General features: G+C 65.4%; 23 protein-coding genes. 15 read left to right on the top strand and 8 right to left on the bottom strand.

The annotated features are described in order from the left end of the window. Positions 1 to 3 precede the first annotated feature (3 nt). Together hisC and JI749_RS04275 are read left to right on the top strand one after the other, a co-directional pair. A complete protein-coding gene (gene hisC, locus JI749_RS04280; protein ID WP_201659637.1) occupies positions 4 to 1,101 on the top strand; it encodes a histidinol-phosphate transaminase in 1,098 nt (365 codons plus the stop codon). Next, positions 1,098 to 2,069: a prephenate/arogenate dehydrogenase family protein gene (locus tag JI749_RS04275; protein WP_201659632.1), complete on the top strand. Its 972-nt coding sequence runs from the start codon at positions 1,098 to 1,100 to the stop codon at positions 2,067 to 2,069. The genes hisC and JI749_RS04275 overlap by 4 nt, the downstream gene beginning before the upstream one ends. On the opposite strand, the gene JI749_RS04270 is transcribed toward JI749_RS04275, so the two are convergent. Continuing rightward, positions 2,066 to 3,037 (bottom strand): DUF2125 domain-containing protein, encoded by a 972-nt coding sequence (locus tag JI749_RS04270; RefSeq protein WP_201659629.1) that lies wholly within the window; start codon positions 3,035 to 3,037, stop codon positions 2,066 to 2,068. The genes JI749_RS04275 and JI749_RS04270 overlap by 4 nt on opposite strands. Between JI749_RS04270 and JI749_RS04265 the strand changes: the two genes are divergently transcribed. Next, positions 3,036 to 3,176 (top strand): hypothetical protein, encoded by a 141-nt coding sequence (locus tag JI749_RS04265; protein ID WP_201659626.1) that lies wholly within the window; start codon positions 3,036 to 3,038, stop codon positions 3,174 to 3,176. The two genes, JI749_RS04270 and JI749_RS04265, sit on opposite strands and share 2 nt — an antisense overlap. Before the next feature lie 21 nt (positions 3,177 to 3,197). Further along, entirely contained in the window at positions 3,198 to 3,752 is a 555-nt protein-coding gene (locus tag JI749_RS04260; RefSeq protein ID WP_325166757.1) for a gamma-glutamylcyclotransferase, read from the top strand. Here the strand turns inward: JI749_RS04260 and JI749_RS04255 are convergent. Further along, positions 3,749 to 4,465, bottom strand: coding sequence for a transglycosylase domain-containing protein (locus tag JI749_RS04255; RefSeq protein ID WP_201659620.1), 717 nt, complete (start codon positions 4,463 to 4,465; stop codon positions 3,749 to 3,751). The genes JI749_RS04260 and JI749_RS04255 overlap by 4 nt on opposite strands. Before the next feature lie 137 nt (positions 4,466 to 4,602). On the opposite strand from JI749_RS04255, the gene JI749_RS04250 reads away from it, so the two are divergent. From JI749_RS04250 to JI749_RS04230, 5 genes are all read left to right on the top strand, one after another. Beyond that, positions 4,603 to 5,505, top strand: coding sequence for a polyprenyl synthetase family protein (locus JI749_RS04250; RefSeq protein ID WP_201659617.1), 903 nt, complete (start codon positions 4,603 to 4,605; stop codon positions 5,503 to 5,505). Positions 5,506 to 5,507: 2 nt separating this feature from the next. After that, positions 5,508 to 6,140: an MOSC domain-containing protein gene (locus tag JI749_RS04245; RefSeq protein WP_201659613.1), complete on the top strand. Its 633-nt coding sequence runs from the start codon at positions 5,508 to 5,510 to the stop codon at positions 6,138 to 6,140. 7 nt (positions 6,141 to 6,147) lie between these two features. Beyond that, positions 6,148 to 6,624 carry a YbaK/EbsC family protein gene (locus tag JI749_RS04240; RefSeq protein WP_201659610.1) on the top strand — a complete coding sequence of 159 codons (477 nt, stop codon included), beginning with the start codon at positions 6,148 to 6,150 and terminating at the stop codon, positions 6,622 to 6,624. Between the two features lie 101 nt (positions 6,625 to 6,725). Beyond that, positions 6,726 to 7,157 (top strand): PACE efflux transporter, encoded by a 432-nt coding sequence (locus tag JI749_RS04235; protein ID WP_201659607.1) that lies wholly within the window; start codon positions 6,726 to 6,728, stop codon positions 7,155 to 7,157. A 36-nt stretch (positions 7,158 to 7,193) separates the two neighbouring features. Next, positions 7,194 to 7,502, top strand: coding sequence for a hypothetical protein (locus JI749_RS04230; RefSeq protein WP_201659603.1), 309 nt, complete (start codon positions 7,194 to 7,196; stop codon positions 7,500 to 7,502). Between the two features lie 2 nt (positions 7,503 to 7,504). On the opposite strand, the gene ispG is transcribed toward JI749_RS04230, so the two are convergent. After that, positions 7,505 to 8,746, bottom strand: coding sequence for a flavodoxin-dependent (E)-4-hydroxy-3-methylbut-2-enyl-diphosphate synthase (gene ispG / locus JI749_RS04225; RefSeq protein ID WP_201659600.1), 1,242 nt, complete (start codon positions 8,744 to 8,746; stop codon positions 7,505 to 7,507). Positions 8,747 to 8,871: 125 nt separating this feature from the next. Here ispG and JI749_RS04220 point away from each other — a divergent pair, with 125 nt between their 5' ends. After that, the gene (locus JI749_RS04220) at positions 8,872 to 9,081 is read left to right on the top strand and encodes a DUF4287 domain-containing protein (RefSeq protein ID WP_201659597.1); all 210 of its coding nucleotides are present in this window, start codon (positions 8,872 to 8,874) and stop codon (positions 9,079 to 9,081) included. A 56-nt stretch (positions 9,082 to 9,137) separates the two neighbouring features. Then, on the top strand, positions 9,138 to 9,437 hold the full coding sequence (locus JI749_RS04215) for a YkvA family protein (protein ID WP_201659594.1): 300 nt from the start codon (positions 9,138 to 9,140) through the stop codon (positions 9,435 to 9,437). Here the strand turns inward: JI749_RS04215 and JI749_RS04210 are convergent. The 5 genes from JI749_RS04210 to JI749_RS04190 all read right to left on the bottom strand — a co-directional run bounded on the left by JI749_RS04210 (position 9,434) and on the right by JI749_RS04190 (position 16,814). Next, positions 9,434 to 10,069, bottom strand: a complete 636-nt coding sequence (locus JI749_RS04210; RefSeq protein ID WP_201659591.1) for an MAPEG family protein — start codon at positions 10,067 to 10,069, stop codon at positions 9,434 to 9,436. The two genes, JI749_RS04215 and JI749_RS04210, sit on opposite strands and share 4 nt — an antisense overlap. 7 nt (positions 10,070 to 10,076) lie before the next feature. Beyond that, positions 10,077 to 13,517 (bottom strand): pyruvate carboxylase, encoded by a 3,441-nt coding sequence (pyc, locus tag JI749_RS04205; protein WP_201659588.1) that lies wholly within the window; start codon positions 13,515 to 13,517, stop codon positions 10,077 to 10,079. 98 nt (positions 13,518 to 13,615) lie between these two features. After that, complete coding sequence (locus JI749_RS04200; RefSeq protein ID WP_201659583.1) at positions 13,616 to 14,032, bottom strand: TIGR01244 family sulfur transferase; 417 nt, start codon at positions 14,030 to 14,032, stop codon at positions 13,616 to 13,618. A 106-nt stretch (positions 14,033 to 14,138) separates the two neighbouring features. Then, a complete protein-coding gene (locus tag JI749_RS04195; RefSeq protein ID WP_201659580.1) occupies positions 14,139 to 15,644 on the bottom strand; it encodes a putative bifunctional diguanylate cyclase/phosphodiesterase in 1,506 nt (501 codons plus the stop codon). Positions 15,645 to 15,776: 132 nt separating this feature from the next. Further along, positions 15,777 to 16,814 (bottom strand): glycine betaine ABC transporter substrate-binding protein, encoded by a 1,038-nt coding sequence (locus JI749_RS04190; RefSeq protein WP_201659577.1) that lies wholly within the window; start codon positions 16,812 to 16,814, stop codon positions 15,777 to 15,779. Between the two features lie 230 nt (positions 16,815 to 17,044). Between JI749_RS04190 and JI749_RS04185 the strand changes: the two genes are divergently transcribed. The 4 genes from JI749_RS04185 (at position 17,045) to JI749_RS04170 (ending at position 20,564) form a co-directional block, all read left to right on the top strand. Further along, on the top strand, positions 17,045 to 18,250 hold the full coding sequence (locus tag JI749_RS04185; RefSeq protein ID WP_201659573.1) for an ABC transporter substrate-binding protein: 1,206 nt from the start codon (positions 17,045 to 17,047) through the stop codon (positions 18,248 to 18,250). A 63-nt stretch (positions 18,251 to 18,313) separates the two neighbouring features. Beyond that, on the top strand, positions 18,314 to 18,907 hold the full coding sequence (locus JI749_RS04180) for a class I SAM-dependent methyltransferase (protein WP_201659570.1): 594 nt from the start codon (positions 18,314 to 18,316) through the stop codon (positions 18,905 to 18,907). A 67-nt stretch (positions 18,908 to 18,974) separates the two neighbouring features. After that, complete coding sequence (locus JI749_RS04175) at positions 18,975 to 19,904, top strand: SDR family oxidoreductase (RefSeq protein WP_201659565.1); 930 nt, start codon at positions 18,975 to 18,977, stop codon at positions 19,902 to 19,904. A gap of 9 nt (positions 19,905 to 19,913) precedes the next feature. Further along, on the top strand, positions 19,914 to 20,564 hold the full coding sequence (locus JI749_RS04170; RefSeq protein WP_201659562.1) for a TetR/AcrR family transcriptional regulator: 651 nt from the start codon (positions 19,914 to 19,916) through the stop codon (positions 20,562 to 20,564). Positions 20,565 to 20,624: the final 60 nt, after the last annotated feature.

The raw sequence follows: 20,624 nt of genomic DNA, 5'->3' as shown, positions 1-20,624 counted from the left end.
TTCATGTCCGACGACGATCTCCGCCCCGTTCCGCAGCCCGGCATTCTCGACATCGCGCCCTACCTGCCCGGCAAGTCCGGTGCCCCGGGCAGCAATGCGGTCAAGCTCTCGGCCAATGAAAGCCCGCTTGGCGCCAGCCCCAAGGCCATGGAAGCCTTCCGCGCCGCTGCCGATCATCTCGAAATCTATCCCGAAGGGTCCTCCAAGCTCCTGCGCACCGCTTTGGGCGATGTGCATGGCATCGACCCTGACGCTATCGTCTGCGGCAACGGCTCGGACGACCTGCTGCACCTGCTGGCTCAGGTCTATCTGGGCGAGGGCGACGAGGCGGTGATGAACCGCTATGGCTTTTCGGTCTATCCGATCATCACCAAGGCGGCCGGCGCCAGGATCGTCATGGTCGAGGAAACCGACTACACCGCCGATGTCGACCTGCTGCTGGCGGCGGTGACCGATCGGACCAAGGTGGTCTGGCTCGCCAATCCAAACAATCCAACCGGCACTTATCTGAGCGATGCCGAAGTGCGGCGCCTCCATGCCGGCTTGCGGCCCGATATCCTGCTGGTCATCGACAGCGCCTATGCCGAATATGTCACCGCCGCCGATTATTCGGTCGGGCTCGACCTCGTTCGCGAGGCGCAGAACGTCGTCATGGTCCGTACCTTCTCCAAGATGGGCCTCGCCGCGGCGCGCATCGGCTGGATGGTGGGCCCGCCCCATGTGGTCGACGCCATCAATCGCATCCGCGGCCCGTTCAATGTCAACCTGCCGGCCCAGCTGGCCGGCGCCGCCGCGACCCGAGATGTCGAGTTCACGGCGCGGCTGCGCGAGCACAATGCCAAATGGCGCGACTGGCTCACAGCCGAACTCCAGTCCAACTACATGCGCGTCGTGCCCAGCCAGGCCAATTTCGTCATGGTGCTGTTTGCCGACGCAGCCTCGGCCGCCATGGCTTTCGAGACACTGCGCGAGCGCGGTCTCATCGTCCGCGAAATCGGCGCCTCCTATGGTATCGACAACGGACTGCGCATTTCCATCGGATCCGAACAGGCCATGGTCGGCGTCGCCGGCATCCTCAAAGCATTGAGCAAGATTTCATGAGCGTCCACTTCCGCAAGCTTGCCCTGATCGGCATCGGTCTCATCGGCTCGTCCATCGCCCTCGCCGCGCGGCGGCAGGGCCTGGTCGAGGTCATCTCCATCGCTACCCGCAAGCAGGAGACTCTGGACCAGGCCCGCGACCTCGAACTGGGCGACATCTATACGCTCGATGCCGCCGAAGCCGTGCGCGGTGCCGATCTCGTCATCCTCTGCGCGCCGGTCGGCGCCTACGAGGAGATTGCCAAGGCCATTGCCCCCGCTTTGTCGCCCGGCGCCATCGTCTCCGATGTCGGCTCGGTCAAGGCGCATGTGGTCAAGGTCGTGGCGCCGCACCTGCCCGACACGGTCAGCTTCATCCCCGGCCACCCCATTGCCGGCACCGAGCATTCCGGCCCCGCCGCCGGTTTTGCCGAACTCTTTGCCGGCCGCTGGTGCATCCTGACGCCGCAGCCCGGCGCCTCGACCGCCGACGCCGAAAAACTCGCGGCCTTCTGGGAAGGCATGGGCAGCAATGTGGAAATCATGGAGGCGGCGCACCATGACATGGTGCTCGCCATCACCAGCCACATCCCGCACCTCATCGCCTACAATATCGTGGGCACCGCCGATGACCTGGAATCGGTCACCAAGTCGGAAGTGATCAAGTTCTCCGCCGGCGGCTTCCGCGACTTTACCCGCATCGCCGCCTCCGACCCTGTGATGTGGCGCGACGTGTTCCTCACCAATCGCGATGCCGTCCTTGAAATGCTGGGACGATTCCTGGGCGATCTCTCGGTGCTGCAGAAGGCTGTCGAAACCGGCGATGGACCGGCGCTCGAATCGATCTTCACCCGCACCCGCGCCATCCGCCGTTCGATCATCTCGGCCGGCCAGGAAACCGCCGCTGCCGACTTCGGCCGCCCGCACGAAGCCCCGCCCGCGCCCGCCATTCCCTTCGTGCGCGAACATGGCGGCGGAGACGACGCCTAGAACAGCGGCGGTACCGCCGCAATCGGCACCAGGCCCGAAAACACCCCGCCCGCGCGGAAATTGAGCTGGTTGGCATGGGCGCCATCGGCCGTCGGCGTACCCAGCACCAGCGTGCGCCACGGCTCTTCGAGCAGCGGCCCGATCCGCTCGGCAACCCCGGTCGAGGTGATGCCGATCGAGCCATCCAGCAGACCTTGCGCATCCAGCTGCAACTGGCCCTGCGCATCCAGCGTCGAAGCCGCATCGGTGCCGTGTACGGCAACCACCTTCAGCGTCCCGCCCGACTGCTGCAGGTTGCGCAGCAGCGCCGGGTCGCCCCAGTTCCGGACGTCATCGGGCAGGCCCGTCAACTCGAGCTGGATCTCGGCATTGGTGTCGGTCAGCGTCAGCCCTGGCCAGGCCAGGCTCTTGATCGGTGCGTAGAGCGCCAGCGCCGCCAGATGCCGCTCCGGGTCGTGCTGCTCGGGAATATCGAGCAGGTGCAGTTCGATCTGCGGGCTCTGCGCGATGACGGCATTGCCGAACAGCGTGTCGCTCCACACCAGGTCATTGCCCACCACCGAGGCGCGCGCAATGCGCCAGTTGTCGAGCCGCACGCTGGCTTCCAGCCCCGACCAGGCCACCGCATTGCGCGTGCCGGTAAAGTTGTCGCTCAGCTGCAGCGGACCCAGCGCCGAAAGGCGGAGCTGGAACGGCCGGTAGACCAGCACGCTGGCACGGATACCGGGAACATCGACCACGATATCGCCGCTGACGATGCGCGCCGCCTCGCAATCGACGTCGAAGCGGAACGGGAAGCCGCCTACGTTGAGCGTTTCGCATGCCACATTCGGCGTCGTGACACCATCGGCGGTGGCCAGCGCCGCAATGTTCTGCTTGATCACGCCCGACAGGGCCAGCCAGGCGGCGCTCCACAGCACGATGACCGCCACCACCACACCGCCAAGAATAATGATTCGCTTTGTCATGGTCGGCACTCTTACCTGCGACGGCGCGCCGGCGCCATCGCCGCCACCCGTCGGCTCCTCCGGCAAATCCGGGTCGCCTGAAACGCGCATGGCCGGTATCGACACGGCGGCAATTGCCTTGGCCGGCAAGCTTGCCTAGGTTTCTGTTCAGGTTATGGCGATGACTGATTTGGCGAATACCGCGACGCACTGGGTCTTTGGCTACGGGTCCCTCATCTGGAATCCGGGCTTTCCGCATGTCTCGGCACAACAGGGACTGCTGCGCGGCGCCCACCGCAGCCTCTCCATCGTTTCCCACCACCATCGCGGCACGGTGGAGCGGCCCGGCCTGGTCTTCGGCCTGACGCGCGGCGGCTCCTGCCGCGGCATGGTGTTCGAAGTCGCCGCTGCCGAATGGCCCGCCGTTTACGCCTATCTGCAGGAGCGCGAGCAGGTCACTTCGGTCTATCGCGATGTCATGCGCCCGGTACGGCTGGCTGACGGGCGGACGGTCAGCGCCCTGGCATTCCTCGTCGATGAACGGCACGAGCAGTTCGCCGGCCATCTCGAGCTCGACCAGCAGCTGGCCATGGTGCGCGCAGGCGTGGGCCTTTCGGGCCGCAATGTCGACTATGTGCTCAACACCGCCAGGCACCTGCACGAGCTGGGGATTCGCGACCGCCAGCTGATGGCGCTGGCCGCCTTGCTGGCCGACGACGACGCGGCCGCCGCCTAGAGCGACAAGCTGCCACCCTCGCCGACGCAACTGGCCCGCTCGCCATATTCTGCCACGCGATCCCTCAGGATGGCGGCGATGCGCAGCATGCCGTCCGAGGGCCTTCCCGGCTGGCGCAGCATGGGGTTGGGCAAGGCGGTGACCAGCAATGTCGCGGTAGACCAGTCGAGATTGTCCGGCACGATGCCGAAGGCACGCCGCGCTCCGGCATCGACGCCGAACTGCCCTTCCGGGCCCCATTCGGCGATATTGAGATAGATCTCCATGATCCGCCGCTTGGGCAGCACCAGGTCGATATAGAGCGCCAGCGGCACTTCGAGTGCCTTGCGGACAAGGCTCTGGCCGTTCCACAGGAAGAGGTTCCGCGCCACCTGCATGGTGATGGTGGACGCGCCGCGCGCCTCCTTGCCATCGATGAAATTCTGCGCCTCCTCGCGCAACGCGCCGAAGTCGACGCCCCAGTGCCGGCAGAACTGACCGTCCTCCGACAGGATCACCGCCGCCTTCAGCCGATCGGAAATATCGCCGATGTCACGCCATGTGCGATCCACCGGCCGCCCGGTGAGATAGCGCTCCAGCATCGGCACGGAAACGGGATCGACGAACAGATAGACCGGCGTCAGCAGCACGGGAATGGCGACGAGGACGGCAAGGGCAAAGGCGATGGGCCGGAGAATCCGCCAGATGCCCTTTGTTTTGCGCCGTCGTGCCATGTGCCTTCATTATCCACCGCGTCATGCCCGCGAAAGCATGAAACTTCATCGGGGTTAAGTGCCACGGTGCCGCATCACCCACCGCGGCGTCACGCATGCCCTTGCCCGTGCTCCATCAAACCGGCTAGCAACGTCGCATGTACGATTTCTCCACCGACATCGCCGATTGCGCCGCGGCCGTCGAAGCGGCGCTGGCGCAGCAGCTTGACAGCAACACGCTTTCCGGCCCCGGTCCGTCGCCGTCACGCCTGGTCGACGCCATGCGCCATGGGAGCCTCGCCGGCGGAAAGCGGCTGCGGCCCCTGCTGGTCCGCCAGGCGGCAGCGATCTTCGGCATACCGGCGCCGCAAGCCCTGGCGGCCGGGCTCGCGGTCGAGATGGTCCACTGTTATTCGCTGGTGCATGACGACCTGCCCGCCATGGATGACGACGACCTGCGCCGCGGCCGCCCCACCGTGCACAAGGCCTATGACGAGGCCACCGCGATTCTAGCCGGTGATGCGCTTCTGACCCATGCCTTTGCCCTCCTGGCCGACCCCGCCTGCCATCCCGATCCATCAGTGCGCATCCGCTTGGTGAGCGAGCTCGCCGCCGGCTCGGGCGCCGGCGGCATGGTGGGCGGGCAGATGCGGGACATCGAGGGCGAACAGGCGGGCCTATCCCCCGAAGATATCTCGACCATGCAGGCCATGAAGACCGGCGCCCTGATCCGCGCCAGTGTGCGCCTTGGCGCCATTCTCGGTGGTGCCGATGCCAGGGCCCTGTCGGTGCTGACCCACTATGCCGAAGCGGCCGGCCGCGCGTTCCAGCTTGCCGATGACATCCTCGATGTAACCGCAACCTCGGAGGCGATGGGCAAGGCGACCGGCAAGGACGCCGCCCATGGCAAGCAGACGCTGGTGGCCACACTTGGTCTCGAAGGCGCCCGTGCCCGCCTGGCCCAGACCGTCAACGACGCGCTCTCGTCCCTGCGCACCTTTGGCCCCAAGGCCGATGGCCTGCGCGCCACGGTGCGCTACTTTGCCAGCCGGGAGCACTGACCATGGCTCGCCTGCTCAGCGTCAATCTCGGCACGGCCCAGCATATAGCCGGCTACAAGCCGCTGACCGGCATCGTCAAGACGCCGGTGGACAGCGCCCGGATCGACCGGCTCGGCATGGCGGGCGACGCCATCTGCGATCGCAAGCATCACGGCGGCGCCGACCAGGCGATCTACCTCTACTTCGCCGACGACTACCTGTGGTGGGCCACCGAGCTTAGCCGCGCCATCGAACCGGGCACCTTCGGCGAGAACCTGACCATATCGGGCGTCGAAGGCCGCAATATCGCCATCGGCGATCGGTTCGAACTTGGCGAGACGGTTCTCGAAGTCACCTATCACCGCACGCCCTGCATGACCTTTGCCGCCCGCATGGGCGATCCGATGTGGGTGCGCAAATTCCACCGCGCCAACCGCCCGGGCGCCTATTGCCGCGTGCTGACACCCGGCACCGTCCAGGCCGGTATGGACGTGGACTATCGACCCTATGAGGGCGAACGCGTCACCGTTAGTGACCTGATGGCGCTCGACGGGGTCAAGGATATCGACCCGGCCTTCATGCGCCGGGCCCTGACCACGCCCATCCGTGAAAAGACTCGCTTCAAATACGAAACCCGCCTCGCCGATCTGTTCTGAGAGCCCGATGAGCCTTCAATCCGTGCAAGCCGACCTTGCTGCCCGCGCCCCTGATCTGCTGGTGGAAGTCACCCAAGCCTCGACCGCCACCGTCCAACTCGCCGCTGCCGTCCACGGGGTCGAACCGGGCCAGATCGCCAAGACGCTGTGCATTCGCGTGCGCGACGAGGAATTCCTGCTGGTGACGCGTGGCGATGCCCGGCTCGACAACCAGAAATCCAAGATCGCCTTCGGCGGCCGCCCGCGCATGCTGGGCGCCGAGGACGTCCTGCGCCTGACCAGCCACCCGGTGGGCGGCGTCTGCCCCTTCGGCCTGCCGGCGCCGTTACCGATCTTTCTCGATGTATCCATCAAGGTCTATGACGTGATGATACCGGCCGGTGGGGACACCCATGCTTCGGTGCGCCTGCCGGTCGACCGCCTGGCCCAGCTCTGCGGCAACAAATGGGTCGACGCCTGCCTGCCGCCTGGAGACGCCGGGTAAGCCTTGCCCCTGCCGCCCGCCTGGCCTATATCCAGCCCGCGAGGACGGCCTCCCCCATATCGGGCATCGTTCGGGACGGCCCGGTGAGTATGGGGATTTCCATGCGCAAGACCGCCGACCGCATTCGCCACGCCATCAGCTTTGAACTCATCGGTATCATGCTGGCGACGCCGCTGGGTGCCTTCGTGTTTCATCTGCAAGCCGGCGACAGCGCCGTCATCGTCATCGGCAGTGCCACCGTCGCCATGGCCTGGAACTACGTGTTCAACCTGGGCTTCGACCATGCCATGACGCGACTGTCAGGCACGACGCTGAAGTCGCTGCCGCTGCGCATTGCCCATGCCGTGCTGTTCGAGCTGGGCCTGTTGGCCATGCTGATGCCACTGATCGCCCTCTATCTGGGCATTTCGCTGTGGCAGGCGTTCCTGATGGATATCGCCTTTGCCCTTTTCTACATGGGCTATGCACTGGTCTTCAACTGGGCCTATGACCGTGTCTTTCCATTGCCCGAATGGAAGGCTAGCAAAGCCTGATACGGCACGATTCGCCGCAATAAATCAGGAGCTGACATGCTGAAAGCGCTCACAGTCACCGCGATCACTCTGGCCGGCATCGGGGGTGCCATGGCCTCCTCCGGCGATGCATGGGAGGAGTTTGCGGCCGAAGTCGAGCAGGGCTGCCTTGCCGCAACCGAGGGTGTCTTCACCGAGCCATCGGCGGTGGTCGATCCGTTCGGCAGCGAGAGCTTCGGCCTTGCCATCGTCTCGGGTGAATTTCCCAGCGGCGGCCAAGGCAGCATCATCTGCGTGTTCAACAAGCAGACCGGCGCGGTCGAGGTGGGCGGTGAACTCCCGGTCGCCGTGACGCCGGCCGAATAAACCTATTCGGCGGCGGTCTTCTGGCCGCTGCCGAACTTGCGCTCGATGTAGTCTGCCACCATGACCTTGAACTGGTCGGCCACGTCGGCGCCGCGCAGGGTCGCTACCTTCTCGCCATCGACGAATACCGGCGCGGCGGGGGTTTCGCCCGTGCCGGGCAAGGATATGCCGATATTGGCGTGCTTGCTTTCGCCAGGCCCGTTGACGATGCAGCCCATCACCGCCACCGACAGGGTCTCGACCCCGGGATAGCGCTCGCGCCATTCCGGCATGGAGGTCGAAAGGTGATCCTGGATTTCCTTGGCCAGCGTCTGGAACGTGGTCGAGGTGGTGCGCCCGCAGCCCGGGCAGGCCGCCACGACCGGCAGGAACTGGCGGAAGCCCATGGTCTGCAGCAGCTCCTGCGCCACCTTGACCTCGGTGGTGCGATCCCCGCCCGGTTCCGGCGTCAGCGAGATGCGGATCGTGTCGCCGATGCCCTGCTGCAAGAGGATGCCGAGCGCCGCCGAGGAGGCGACCACGCCCTTGGTGCCCATGCCCGCCTCGGTCAGCCCCAGATGCAGCGCATAATCGCAGCGCGCGGCCAGATCCTGGTAGACGGCGATCAGGTGCTGGACGTCGCTCACCTTGGTGGAAAGGATGATCTTGTCCCGGTTCATGCCGAGCTCTTCGGCGCGGCGCGCCGATAGCAGGGCCGACTGGATGATGGCCTCGCGCTGCACGGCCGCGGCCGAGATCGGTTCGGCGGACGCCGCATTCTCGTCCATCAGCCGGGTCAGCAATTCTTCGTCGAGCGATCCCCAGTTCACCCCGATCCGCACCGGCTTGTCATAGCGGTTGGCAATGTCGATCAGCGTCGAAAACTGCGTGTCGCGCTTGGCCTTGAAACCCACATTGCCCGGATTGATGCGATACTTGGCCAGCGCCTCGGCACAGGCCGGGTGATCGGTGAGCAGCTTGTGGCCGATATAGTGGAAGTCCCCCACCAGCGGCACGTCATAGCCCATGAAGGCCAGCCGGTCGCGGATGATGGGCACGGCCGCCGCGCTCTCGTCGCGGTCGACCGTGATGCGCACGATTTCCGACCCGGCCCGCGCCAGCTGCATCACCTGCTTGACCGTGGCGTCGATATCGGCCGTATCGGTATTGGTCATCGATTGCACGACGACCGGGGCGCCACCGCCCACCATGACGCCGCCGACATTCACACCAACCGATTGCCTGCGCATTGCCGGGCCAGCCATCAACAAATCCTCTGGTTCTGAGGGAGAAATAAGCCTGCTATCCTAGCGACGCAATGTTTCTCGATTGTGTCGAACCGACGCGGCGTGGCTCGTCGTCTGGGCGACATCACCAGGAGCCGTACCAATTGTCCTTCCAGGCCTATCTCGACAACATCGAAAAGCAGACTGGCGTCACGCCTGACGGCTTCATCAAGCTCGCCACCGAGAAGGGGTTCACCAAGCCCGGCACCAAGGCCACGCCGATCACCGACTGGCTCAAGGCCGAATATGGTCTGGGCCATGGTCACGCCATGGCAATCGTCAAACTGCTGCGCGACCGGGGCGTGCTCACGTGATGCCCATGTGATCGCCACGGCCTTGAACCAGGCCGCGTGAGGACCATGTATCACGCATGATGAAAATGCTCCTCCCTCGCCTCGTCCTCTTCCGCAAGGAAGTCGTCCAGCTCTGGAAGGCTTTCTTCGCGCCCGAGACCCCGCTTTACCTCAAGGCCGCGACCCTGTTCGTCGCCTTCTATCTGGTCAATCCGATCGATATCATCCCCGACCTCATCCCGTTTGCGGGTTGGGTTGATGACATCGTCCTGGTGCCCATGATGGTCAGCTGGATCGTCAGCCGCCTGCCGGTGCCGGCCCGTGCCTATGCCGGCAAGTATGGCAAGACCGTCGACGGCAAGGCGCGGCGGCTCTAGCGCCCCGCCCGGACGCTGATCCAGACCAGATACGCTTCGACGCCGCCGAATATCGCCAGTGGCGTGATCGCGCCTGCCGGTCCCGCCAGGTCGTAGCCGAAGCGTGCCACGCCGATGGCAAGCACCATCATGGCCAGCGCCGCGCCGATCAGTCCCGGCGTGCGCAGTTCGGGCGCCCGATGGTAGCCGATCCAGAACACCATCCTCAGGGCAATCCAGACGACCGCCGTTGCCGTCACGGCGCGGAGTTCGGTCCCGTCGCTCGCCTGCCACGCCTGCAGCAGCAGCGCCGGAACGAAGACGGCCAGTTGCTCGAGCGTATTCTGCAGGTAGCGCAGATTGATCCGCATGCGCGGGGATTCCTGGCCGGCCAGGGGATTGATCGCTGGGGTGAACAGCCGCTCATGCGCCACCGCCTCTACACCCAGCACCAGGGTCAGCAGGGTCGCCATGCCGATCCAACCGAGCGCAAAACCCAGTCGGTCGATTGGCTGTTCCGCGCCCGGCACGGCGGGCGTCAGGGCATAGAGTGCGTACCAGGCGAGCCCGGCCACCGGCACGACGGCTGCGGCGGTCAGCAGCATGCGACGGCGGGTGGCGGCTACGTCGATGCTGTCACCCTCCCCCGCCATGACGCCCCTATTCCAGCCGGACCAGCAGATCCTTGGCGTCGATCTGGTCGCCGGGCTTGATCAGCAGTTCCGCCACCACGCCGTCGATTTCGGCGTGAATGGCGGTTTCCATCTTCATCGCCTCGATCGAACAGAGCACGTCGCCGGCCGTTACCTGCTGGCCGACCTTGACCGCAAGCGTCGAAATCACGCCCGGCATCGGCGCGCCGACCTGCTTGGCATCGCCGGGCGCCGCCTTGGCACGCACCTTGACCTCGCCGGCTTTGAGCCGGTCGGGCACGGTAATGGTGCGCGGCTGGCCGTTGAGGTCGAAGAACACCCGTACTTCGCCCTTCTCGTTGGTCGGGGCACGGCCGAGATAGTTGACGACCAGCGTCTTGCCCTTCTCGATATCGACCAGCAGTTCTTCGCCTTCTTCCAGGCCATAGAAATAGACCGGCGTCGGCAGCGCCTCGGTCGGGCCGTAGCGATCCTGGGTCTTTTCGAAGTCGGAATAGACCTTTGGATACATCAGGTAGGACGCGAGGCGGAAATCGTCGATCGGATGCCCGACCTCATCGGCGATCTTCTTGCGCTCGGCTTCGAGATCAACGGGCTTGAGATAGGACCCGGGCCGATCGGTCAGCGCCGGCTTGCCCTTGAGCACCTTCTTCTGCAGCGCCTGCGGGAAGCCGCCGGGCGGCTGGCCCAGGTCACCGGCAAAGAAGCCGACCACCGAATCGGGGAAGGCGATGTCGCGCTTGGGGTCTTCCACGTCGGCGCGGGTCAGCCCGGCCGACACCATGGCCAAAGCCATGTCGCCCACCACCTTGGACGATGGCGTGACCTTGACGATATCGCCGAACATCTGGTTGACGTCTGCATAGGTCTGGGCGACCTCATGCCAGCGCGTTTCAAGGCCCAACGAACGCGCCTGCTCCTTGAGATTGGTGAACTGGCCACCCGGCATTTCATGCAGGTAGACTTCCGAAGCGCCGCCCTTGAGATCACTCTCGAAGGCGCGGTACTGCGTGCGCACCGCTTCCCAATAGAACGAAATCTGCCGGATCGCCTTGGCGTCGAGCCCGGGATCACGTTCGCCACCGGCCAGGGCCGCGACGATCGAACCCAGCGTCGGCTGGCTCGTGGTACCCGAAAGGGCATCCATGGCGGCGTCGACCGCATCGACGCCCGCGTCCACCGCCGCCAGAACGGTGGCCGCCGCTGCGCCCGACGTGTCGTGGGTATGGAGGTGGATGGGCAGGTTGGTCTCGTTGCGCAGCGTCGCGATCAGCGTCTTGGCCGCGGCAGGCTTGAGCAACCCGGCCATGTCCTTCAGGCCCAGCACATGCGCGCCGGCCTTTTCCAGCTCCTGTGCCAGCCCGACATAGTATTTTAGGTCATACTTGGCCCTGTTGGGGTCGAGCACGTCGCCGGTATAGCAGATGACGCCCTCGGCGACCTTGCCCTCCTCGATGACGGCATCGAGCGACACGCGCATATTCTCGACCCAGTTGAGGCAATCGAACACGCGGAAGATGTCCACCCCGCCGGCCGCCGCCTGCTTGACGAAGAACCTGACCACATTGTCGGCATAGTTGGTGTAGCCCACGCCATTGCTGCCGCGCAGCAGCATCTGCGTCAGGATGTTAGGGGCACCCTCGCGCACCTTGGCCAGCCGCTCCCACGGATCCTCGTTGAGGAAGCGCATGGCAACGTCGAAGGTCGCGCCGCCCCAGCATTCGAGCGAGAAAAGCCCCGGCATGCCGCGAGAATATGCTTGGGCGATGCGGGTAATGTCGAACGAGCGCATGCGCGTGGCGAGGAGGCTCTGATGCGCGTCGCGCATCGTGGTGTCGGTGAAGAGCACCCGGCTCTGCTGCTTCATCCACCGGGCCAGGGCCGCCGGGCCTTCGCGATCCAGTATCTGCCGGCTGCCCTCGACCACGGCAAGCGCCGGGAATTCGGGCACGACGGGCGCCGCCGCCTCTGCCGGCGGCCGCGGCCGGTCGCGCACCTCGGGATGGCCATTGACCGTCACGTCGGCAATGTAGCTCAGGAGCTTGGTCGCGCGATCCTTGCGCGGCTTGAAGTTGAACAGCTCGGGCGTCGTATCGATGAAGCGCGTCGTATAGCGGTTCTCGACGAAATCAGGGTGCGTGATGATGTTTTCGAGGAAGGCCAGGTTGGTCGAGACGCCGCGAATGCGGAACTCGCGCAGGGCGCGGTGCATGCGCGCAATGGCTTCCTCGGCCGAGGGCGCCCAGCAAGTGACCTTTTCGAGCAGCGGATCGTAGTAGCGGGTGATGACCGCGCCAGAATACGCCGTGCCGCCGTCAAGCCGCACGCCGAAGCCGGTGGCACCGCGATAGGCGGTGATGCGGCCATAGTCGGGAATGAAGTTCTGTTCGGGGTCTTCCGTCGTCACGCGGCACTGGATGGCATTGCCGTTGAGCCGGATATCGGCCTGTAGCGGCACACCCGATTCCGGCGTCCCGATCACGGCGCCGTCGAGCAGGTGGATCTGCGCCTTGACGATGTCGATGCCGGTCACTTCCTCGGTGACGGTATGCTCCACCTGGATGCGCGGGTTCACCTCGATGAAGTAGAACTTGTCGGTATCGGCATCCATCAGGAATTCAACGGTGCCGGCGCCGCGATAGTTGGCAGCATTGCCCAGCCGCACGGCGGCATCGGTCAGTTCCTTGCGCACGGCGTCGCTGAGATAGGGCGCGGGCGCCCGCTCCACCACCTTCTGGTTGCGGCGCTGCACCGAACAATCGCGCTCGAACAGATGCACCAGGTTGCCGTGGTCGTCGCCGATCAGCTGCACTTCGACGTGGCGGGCGCGCTCGATCAGCTTTTCGAGATACATCTCGTCCTTGCCGAAGGCCGCCTTGGCCTCGCGCTTGCCCTCCGACACCTCGCTGAGCAGCGTCTTCTCGTCCATGATGCGGCGCATGCCGCGGCCACCTCCGCCCCATGATGCCTTGAGCATCAGCGGGTAGCCGATCTCGGCGGCCAGGCGCTTGATCTCTTCTGGGTCGTCGGGCAGCGCCTCGGTTGCAGGCACCACCGGGACGTTGGAGGCGATCGCCATGTTGCGCGCGGCGACCTTGTTGCCGAGGTCGCGCATGGTCTGGGCGCGCGGGCCGATAAAGGTGATGCCGGCATCCTCGCAGGCATCGACGAATTCCGGCGATTCCGACAGCAGGCCATAGCCGGGATGGATGGCATCGGCGCCCGAGATGCGGGCAATGCGGATATATTCGTCGATCTGCAGGTAAGCTTCGACCGGGCCCTTGCCCCTGCCGATCAGGTAGGCCTCGTCGGCCTTGAAGCGGTGCAGCGCCAGCTTGTCCTCTTCGGCATAGGCCGCCACCGTCTTGAGCCCGAGCTCATTGGCGGCGCGGAACACGCGGATGGCGATTTCGCTTCTGTTGGCGACGAGGATTTTCTTGATGGGCATGGATGTCCGTCCGAGCAGGAGGGGTTTGGGACCTCGGAAGGTCCGGCTCAGGTATTGGACGGTAGAGACGGTTGCCCGTCCAACCGTCGGAAGCAGATCTAGTCGCGGCTGAGATGGCCGGCGAGGTGGCTCATGTCGTAGCCGGCCTCGGCCGCCTCACGAATGATCTCGCCAGCGTCCATTTCTCCCGCCTGGCTCAGCGCCCACAGCGTGGTCGAGCGCGTTCCCGAACGGCAGAAGCAGAAGACCGGACCCGCGCTCCCCTCGAGCACGGATTTGGTCTTTTCGACCATGTCGGGTGAAACCCCTTCACGGCCCAGGGGAATGGCATAATAGGCAAGGCCTGCTGCCTTGGCTGCCGCTTCGATCTCGGCGCCGGCGGGCTGGTCGGGCGATTCCCCATCGGGGCGATTGTTGACGATGGCGACGAAACCGGCGGCTTTGAGCGCTGCGACGTCCTCGGGCTGAATCTGTCCCGAAACGCTGACCTGATCGTTGATCCGCTTCAAATCCAAGTCACTACTCCCGCTGCCAAGCCAGCTTTCCCCGCCTCCTTATATCCGCGCGTTTGCTCGGGATGCAACAAGACGAAGGGCCGAGCTGTCATGCAGCTGTCGTAGATCAGGCGGCTACCGCATTCCCCGGCTTGCCCAGCGGCTGCGGCCGGCCAAGCAGATATCCCTGAAAGCCGCTGCATCCCGCCAGCCGCAACTGGTTGAACTGCTCCTGCGTTTCGATGCCCTCAGCCACCACCTCCACCGGCAGGGCGCGGGCAATTTCGCACACGGCCGAAACGATCATCCCATCGATGCGGCTCGATCCCATATTGGCGACATAGCTCCGGTCAATCTTGATGATGTCGAAGGCAAAGCCGCGCAGATATTGCAGGCTCGCATGGCCCGCGCCGAAATCGTCGATGGCGATCCGGACACCCAGCCTGCGCAAGGCGGCCAGGTTGGCCATCGCGATCTCCCCGGCATCGAGCGGCACCGTTTCGGTCACCTCCACGATGATGGCGCGCGGATCGGTGCCCGTATCCTGGAGGATCGCGGCGAAGCTGCGGGCGAAATCGGCCTGCCGCAACTGCACTGGCGAAACGTTGACCGCCACCGGAAGGCCGCCCAGTTCCGCCAGGTCCCCGCAGGCCCGGCGCAGCACCCATTCACCCAGCTTGACGATGAGGTCACTCTCTTCGGCGATCGGAATGAACTGCGCCGGTGGGATCATGCCACGCACCTGGTGTCGCCAACGAACCAGTGCTTCATGCGAGCGAATGGCCATGTCGGTACCCAGGACCGGCTGGTAATGCAGCTCGAGCTCTTCCATGAGGAGCGCAGCGCGCAATTCGCGTTCGATGAAGCGCCGGTGCCGTTCATCGCCCAGCATGTCGGGGTCAAAGGCCACCACGGCATGGCGCCCGCCCTTCTTGGCCTTGTAGAGTGCAAGATCGGCCTTGCTGACGAGGTCGGTCACATCAACCGCGTCCTGCGGCGCGAGCGCCACGCCGATCGATGCGGAGAGACGCACTGCCCGGCCTGAAATGTTGACCGGGCGCTCGAGCGCGCGCAGCAGCGCTTCGCCAACACGGCGCAACGCCGCCTTGTTGTCGTGACCGGCTATCATGATGCCGAATTCGTCGCCGCCCAATCGCCCCACCAGTGCACCGGGGACCACCTGGTCGATCACGCGGCTCAGATGCACCAGAGCCGCGTCGCCGGCGGCATGGCCGGCGCTGTCGTTGAGGATCTTCAGATTATCCATGTCCAGCTGCAGGTAGCCCACCGCCGTCTGCGAGCCGTGAAAAACATGGGCCCCCAGCGCCTCGAGAAAATAGGCTCGCGTGAAGACCCCTGTCAGCGCATCGCGATTGGTCCGCGCCTGGGCCTCATGCACCTGCCGCTGGATGCCGCCCAGCCGGCGCGACAGCCAGCGATAACCATAGCCGAGGATGGCCAGGAGCAGCAGTGCGGCCAGAAGGCCCGCACCAGGCAGGGCATTGACGAAGGTCGGCCCGGCCAGTCCGAAGAATACCGCGATGCGTGCCGTGACGATGCCCACGACAACCACGGCGGCTGCAAGGGCAATACGGCGGTAGCCAGCGAGGATGACGGAGAAATCAGGGTTCATGGCAACGATGGTCCAGCAGGGCTGCCCATCTAACGGCAGTAAATCTGAACGCCAGGTTAAATCCCTGAAAACCTCTATATGGTTCAATTGGTTAGATAAAAGCCAAGCTCCGGATGCGCGCTACCGCACCCGCTATGGCGCCGGGGTTCCCACCCAGCCCTGCCACAGGTCCTGCCGCTCGGCCACGAAACGATCGGCAACGCCTTCCACCGTCGCACCCGGCTCGTTCAGCTGCGCCAGCAGCGTGTTCATTTCGGCAAGGTCGAGGCTCGAGCGCTGGAAGTAGCCGGCAATGGCCGGAATATCGGTAAACACCCACTCGGCCAGCGCCACCACCACCGTCTCGGCGGCAAAGGCGCTGGGCACCGGGTTGGGGCAGGCCGCGCGCGCCAGGCACTTGGCCGCCTCTTCGTCATAGACACCCATGTCGAGCGGCACGAAATTGAACTGGCTGAGCACCGCATTGGGCTGCCAGTAGTAAAACAGGATCGGCTCGCTGCGGCTCACCGCTTCGGCGATCAGGGTATCCATTTCGAAGCGGGTGGCAGGCTCGACCACCTCCAACAGGCCCGTCAGGCCAAGGGCCTTGACCAGGTTGCGGTTAATCAGCGCACAGGCCCAGTCGGGCGGGCAGGAGATGAAGCGCACCGGCGCGCCTGCGTTCCAGGTCGGCAACGCCGCGGCCAACCCGGCAGCGGCGGTCAGATCGGGATGGGCCAGTGCCACATAGTCGGGCAGGTACCACCCCTCGAACTGCGTTGCCTCATAGGTCGGCGCAGCGGGCCGCAACATCTGTGCCTCGACCCCCGCATTCCACACGTCGGCGACGCGCGTCACCCACATTTCTGGCGCCACCGCGGGCTGGCCGGTCGAGCCCATTGACGAGGCCGTGGCACCCAGATCGCCTGGCGCGACCTGGACCGTACAGTCGAAAGCGCGCTGAAGCACCCGGGCATGGATTTCCGCCAGCAGTTCGGCCGATGGCCAGGTCATGCGGGCAATGCTCACCGGTTGCATGCCACAGGGCGGTGGCGGGGCCGCGGGTTCGGCAGTCTCGGGCGCCGCCTGGGCATCCTGGGCCTGGTCGAGCACGGTGATCTGCGCCAAGGCCGGTTGAACGGCGAGCGCCGCCACCAGCATCAGCACTGCCTGCAATAGCCTCGCCTTCATGCCAGCCACAGCCTCCTCAGGGGCCTCACTCTATGCAAAAACCACCCCCGTTAAGCAACAGTGGCGGCATGTAGATTTCCCCATCAATACCCGGTGACTCCGGCTTAGCAAATGTGCAACAGTCCCTGCCAGCGGGGCGCGGGTTGCGCCCCCTTTATCGCGTCGTTCCGCACGCAAGGACTGGCTCGAGCAAGAGCCTCCCGGCGGATCGACCCAGCAGAGGGACGTACATGCTCAATCTCAAGAACACCCTGACTTTGGCCGTTGCCGCATCGACGCTTGCAGTCGCCGCGCCCGCCATCGCCCAGGATACCGGCGCAACCATCGGCTTCATCGGTGGCTTCACCGGCCCGATCGAATCCCTGACCCCGCCGATCTTTGCCGGCGCCGAGCTGGTCGTGAAGGAAGTCAACGAACAGGGCGGCATCCTGGGTGGCGAGCTCAAGCTCATCTCGGCCGACGGCGCCTGCGATGCGACCGCTGCTGCCGCTGCCGCCGACAAGGTGATCAACACCGACAACGTGACCGCCGTGGTGGGCGCACTGTGCACCGGTGAAACCATCGGCGCCTTCAACGGCTCGGGCCTGTCGGGCAACGTGGTTTTCATCTCCCCCGCGTCCTCGGCTCCGGCCCTGACCACGCTGGAAGACAACGACCTCGTCTACCGCACCACCCCGTCCGATGCCCTGCAGGGCGTCAAGATGGCCGAACTCCTCCTCGCCAAGGGCGTCAAGGACATCGCCATCACCTACGTGAACAATGACTACGGCAAGGGCTTTGCGGACTCGCTGAGCGCCGCCTACACCGCCGGTGGCGGCACCGTGGCAGCCAATGTCGCCCACGAAGAAGGCAAGGCCGACTACCGCGCCGAGCTGGGCAACCTGGTCGCTTCGCAGAACCTGGTGATCCTCGCCTACGCCAACGCCTCGGGCAACACCATCCTGCGCCAGGCCGTCGAGTCGGGCAACTTCACGCTCTATGTCGGCGGTGACGGCATGGTCGGTGACGACCTGCTCTCGGGCATCGACGCCGCTGCCGTCGAAGGCCTGATCGCCACCCGCGCCGGTGCCCCGGCCGGCACCGCGACCACCACCTATAACGACCTGGCCACCGCGGCCGGCATCGAAGCCAACGCGACCTATGCGCCGCAGGCCTACGACGCCGCGTTCCTCCTGGCCCTGGCCATCGAGAAGAACGGCTCGGCTTCGCGTGACGGTCTCTCGGCCGCCCTGCGCGAGGTTGCCTCGGCTCCCGGCGAGAAGATCCTGCCCGGCGAGTGGAAGAAGGCCGTCGAGCTGATCAAGGCCGGTACCGACATCGACTATGACGGCGCCGGCGGTGCTCTCGACTTCGACGAAGCCGGCGACGTTGACGGCATTATCGTCGAACTCGCCGTCGAAGGCGGCGCGTTCGTGGAAAAAGGCGAGATCCAGTAATCCTGGTCCGCCCGAACGTCCAAGGCCCGGGAGCGATCCCGGGCCTTTTTCATTGGAGCCCCGATGCCCGATTCAGAAACGCTCAAATTCTATGCCGACAATGCCGCCGCCTATGTCGAACACGCCAAGGCACCGACGCCGCAACTGGAGGCCTTCATGGCCCGGTTGCCTCCCGGCGGCAGCGTGCTCGAGCTGGGCATCGGCAATGGTCGGGACGCCGCAGCCATGCTGGCCGCCGGCCTTGTGGTCACGCCTTCGGACGCATCGCCAGAATTGGCGGCCGAGGCCCAGGCGCGGCTGGGTGTGCCAGTGCGCCTCATGGCATTCCACGAGCTCGACGACGTCGCCGTCTATGACGGCGTCTGGGCCTGCGCCTGCCTCCTGCACGCGCCGCGCGATGAATTGACCGACGATCTCGCGCGCATCCACCGCGCCCTGCGCCCCGGCGGTTTGTTTGTCGCAAGCTTCAAGGCGGGCAGTGGGGAAGGTCGCGATGGCCTGGGTCGCTACTACAATTACCCGGATCGGAACGGGCTGCTTGCCCACTACGCGGCCGCCGCCGATTGGAGCGCAATGTCGGTCACCGAGCAGGATGGCACCGGCTACGACAATGCCCCAACCCGCTGGCTCTGGGCGGAAGCCAGAAAGCCCGGCTGACAAGCTTGACAAAAGACCGTCGTTCTCCTAATTAGAGACCATTGGTTTCTTATTGAGGACGCATGCGATGGCCTATTCCGAACGCGACATCCCTGATCTCACCGGCAAGACGGCCGTCGTAACCGGCGCCACCGGCGGCCTGGGCTACGAAACGGCCCGGATGCTGGCCGAGCACGGTGCCCATGTCATCCTCGCCGGCCGCAATGCCGGCAAGGGTGCCGATGCACTTGCTGCCATCAGGGCGAGCGCACCCGGAGCCAGGATAGCTTTCGAACAGGTCGATCTGGGGAGCCTTGCTTCGGTTGCCGCCTTCGCCGGCCGCCTCCATGCCGCCGGCACGCCGCTCGACATTCTCGTCAACAATGCCGGCGTCATGACCCCTCCGAGGCGCCAAACCACCAGCGATGGTTTCGAGTTGCAGTTCGGCACCAACTACCTCAGCCATTTCGCCCTGACCGCGCGCCTGATGCCGCTGCTGACGGCGGCCCCCGCCGCCCGCGTCGTCTCGCTGTCCAGCGTCGCGGCGCGTCAGGGACGGATCGACTTGTCCGACCTGCAGTCGGAAACCTATCGGCCCATGGTGGCCTATAGCCAGAGCAAGCTGGCCTGCCTGATGTTCGCCTTCGAGCTGCAGCGGCGCAGCGAGGCCCATGGCTGGGGGATTGCGAGCACGGCCGCCCATCCGGGCATTGCGCGCACCGACCTCATCGTCAACGGCATGGGCGAGCGGAGCCCCGCCGCCTTCGTGCGCCGCTATCTTTCGTTCGTCTTCGCGCCCGTGCCGCAGGCGGCCCTGCCAACGCTGTTCGCGGCGACCGCTCCCCAAGCGGTCCCGGGTGGCTATTATGGACCCAAGGGTTTCCAGGAAATTCGCGGCCGGGTCGGGGTGGCGGCTACGCCGCCAGCGGCCCTCGATACCGACATGGCGCGACGGCTTTGGGATATCTCCGAGGAACTGACCGGCATCCGCTTTCCCGTTGCCGCCGTCCCGGCATAGAATGGCTTCATGACCGCCGCCCAATCATTCCAGCGCGCCCGCAAGCCCCAAGAAATCAGCCAGCGCCGCGAGCAACTGCTCGCGGCCGCGGCGGAACTGTTTGACGAGCAGGGCCCGCAGGGGGCCGGCCTCAATGCCATCGCGGCCAAAGCCGGCTTCACCAAGTCCAACGTCTACCGCTATTTCGAGAGCCGCGAGCAGGTGCTGCTCGAACTCTTCCACGACGAGTTCACGGACTTGATCGATGCGGCGATCGAGGCAATGCAGTCGGTTCCCCTCGGCGATATCGAGGCGCTGGCCGACGCCATCACCCACTGTTTCCTGGCGCGCCCGCGCTGTTGCGCGTTGATTTCCATTCTCGCCAGCACGCTTGAGCAGAACGTGTCGGAAGCCACCATTGCCGAGACCAAGACGCATATGGGGACGCAGAATGCCCGCATCGTCGCGGCGCTGTCGGCGCGCCTGCCCACCGCCAGCCCCGCGGACTGCGCCTGGGCCATCGCCATGATCGGTTCGCTGGTGGCCGGCATGTGGCCTGGGGCACATCCGCCACCCGCCGGGGTAGCGGTGCTGGCTCGACCCGAATTTGCCCATATGCGCATCGATGTCGGCCGCGACCTCCGGCGCGCAGCGGCGGCATTGCTGACCAGTATCGTCTAGTCCGCCGACGCGGCCACTCGAATAGGACGTTGCCCACTGGCACACGTTTGCTATCGTCTC

This window comes from Devosia oryziradicis, from assembly GCF_016698645.1.
Taxonomy (GTDB): Bacteria; Pseudomonadota; Alphaproteobacteria; order Rhizobiales; family Devosiaceae; genus Devosia; species Devosia oryziradicis.
This window is presented reverse-complemented; position numbering and strand designations above follow the sequence as displayed.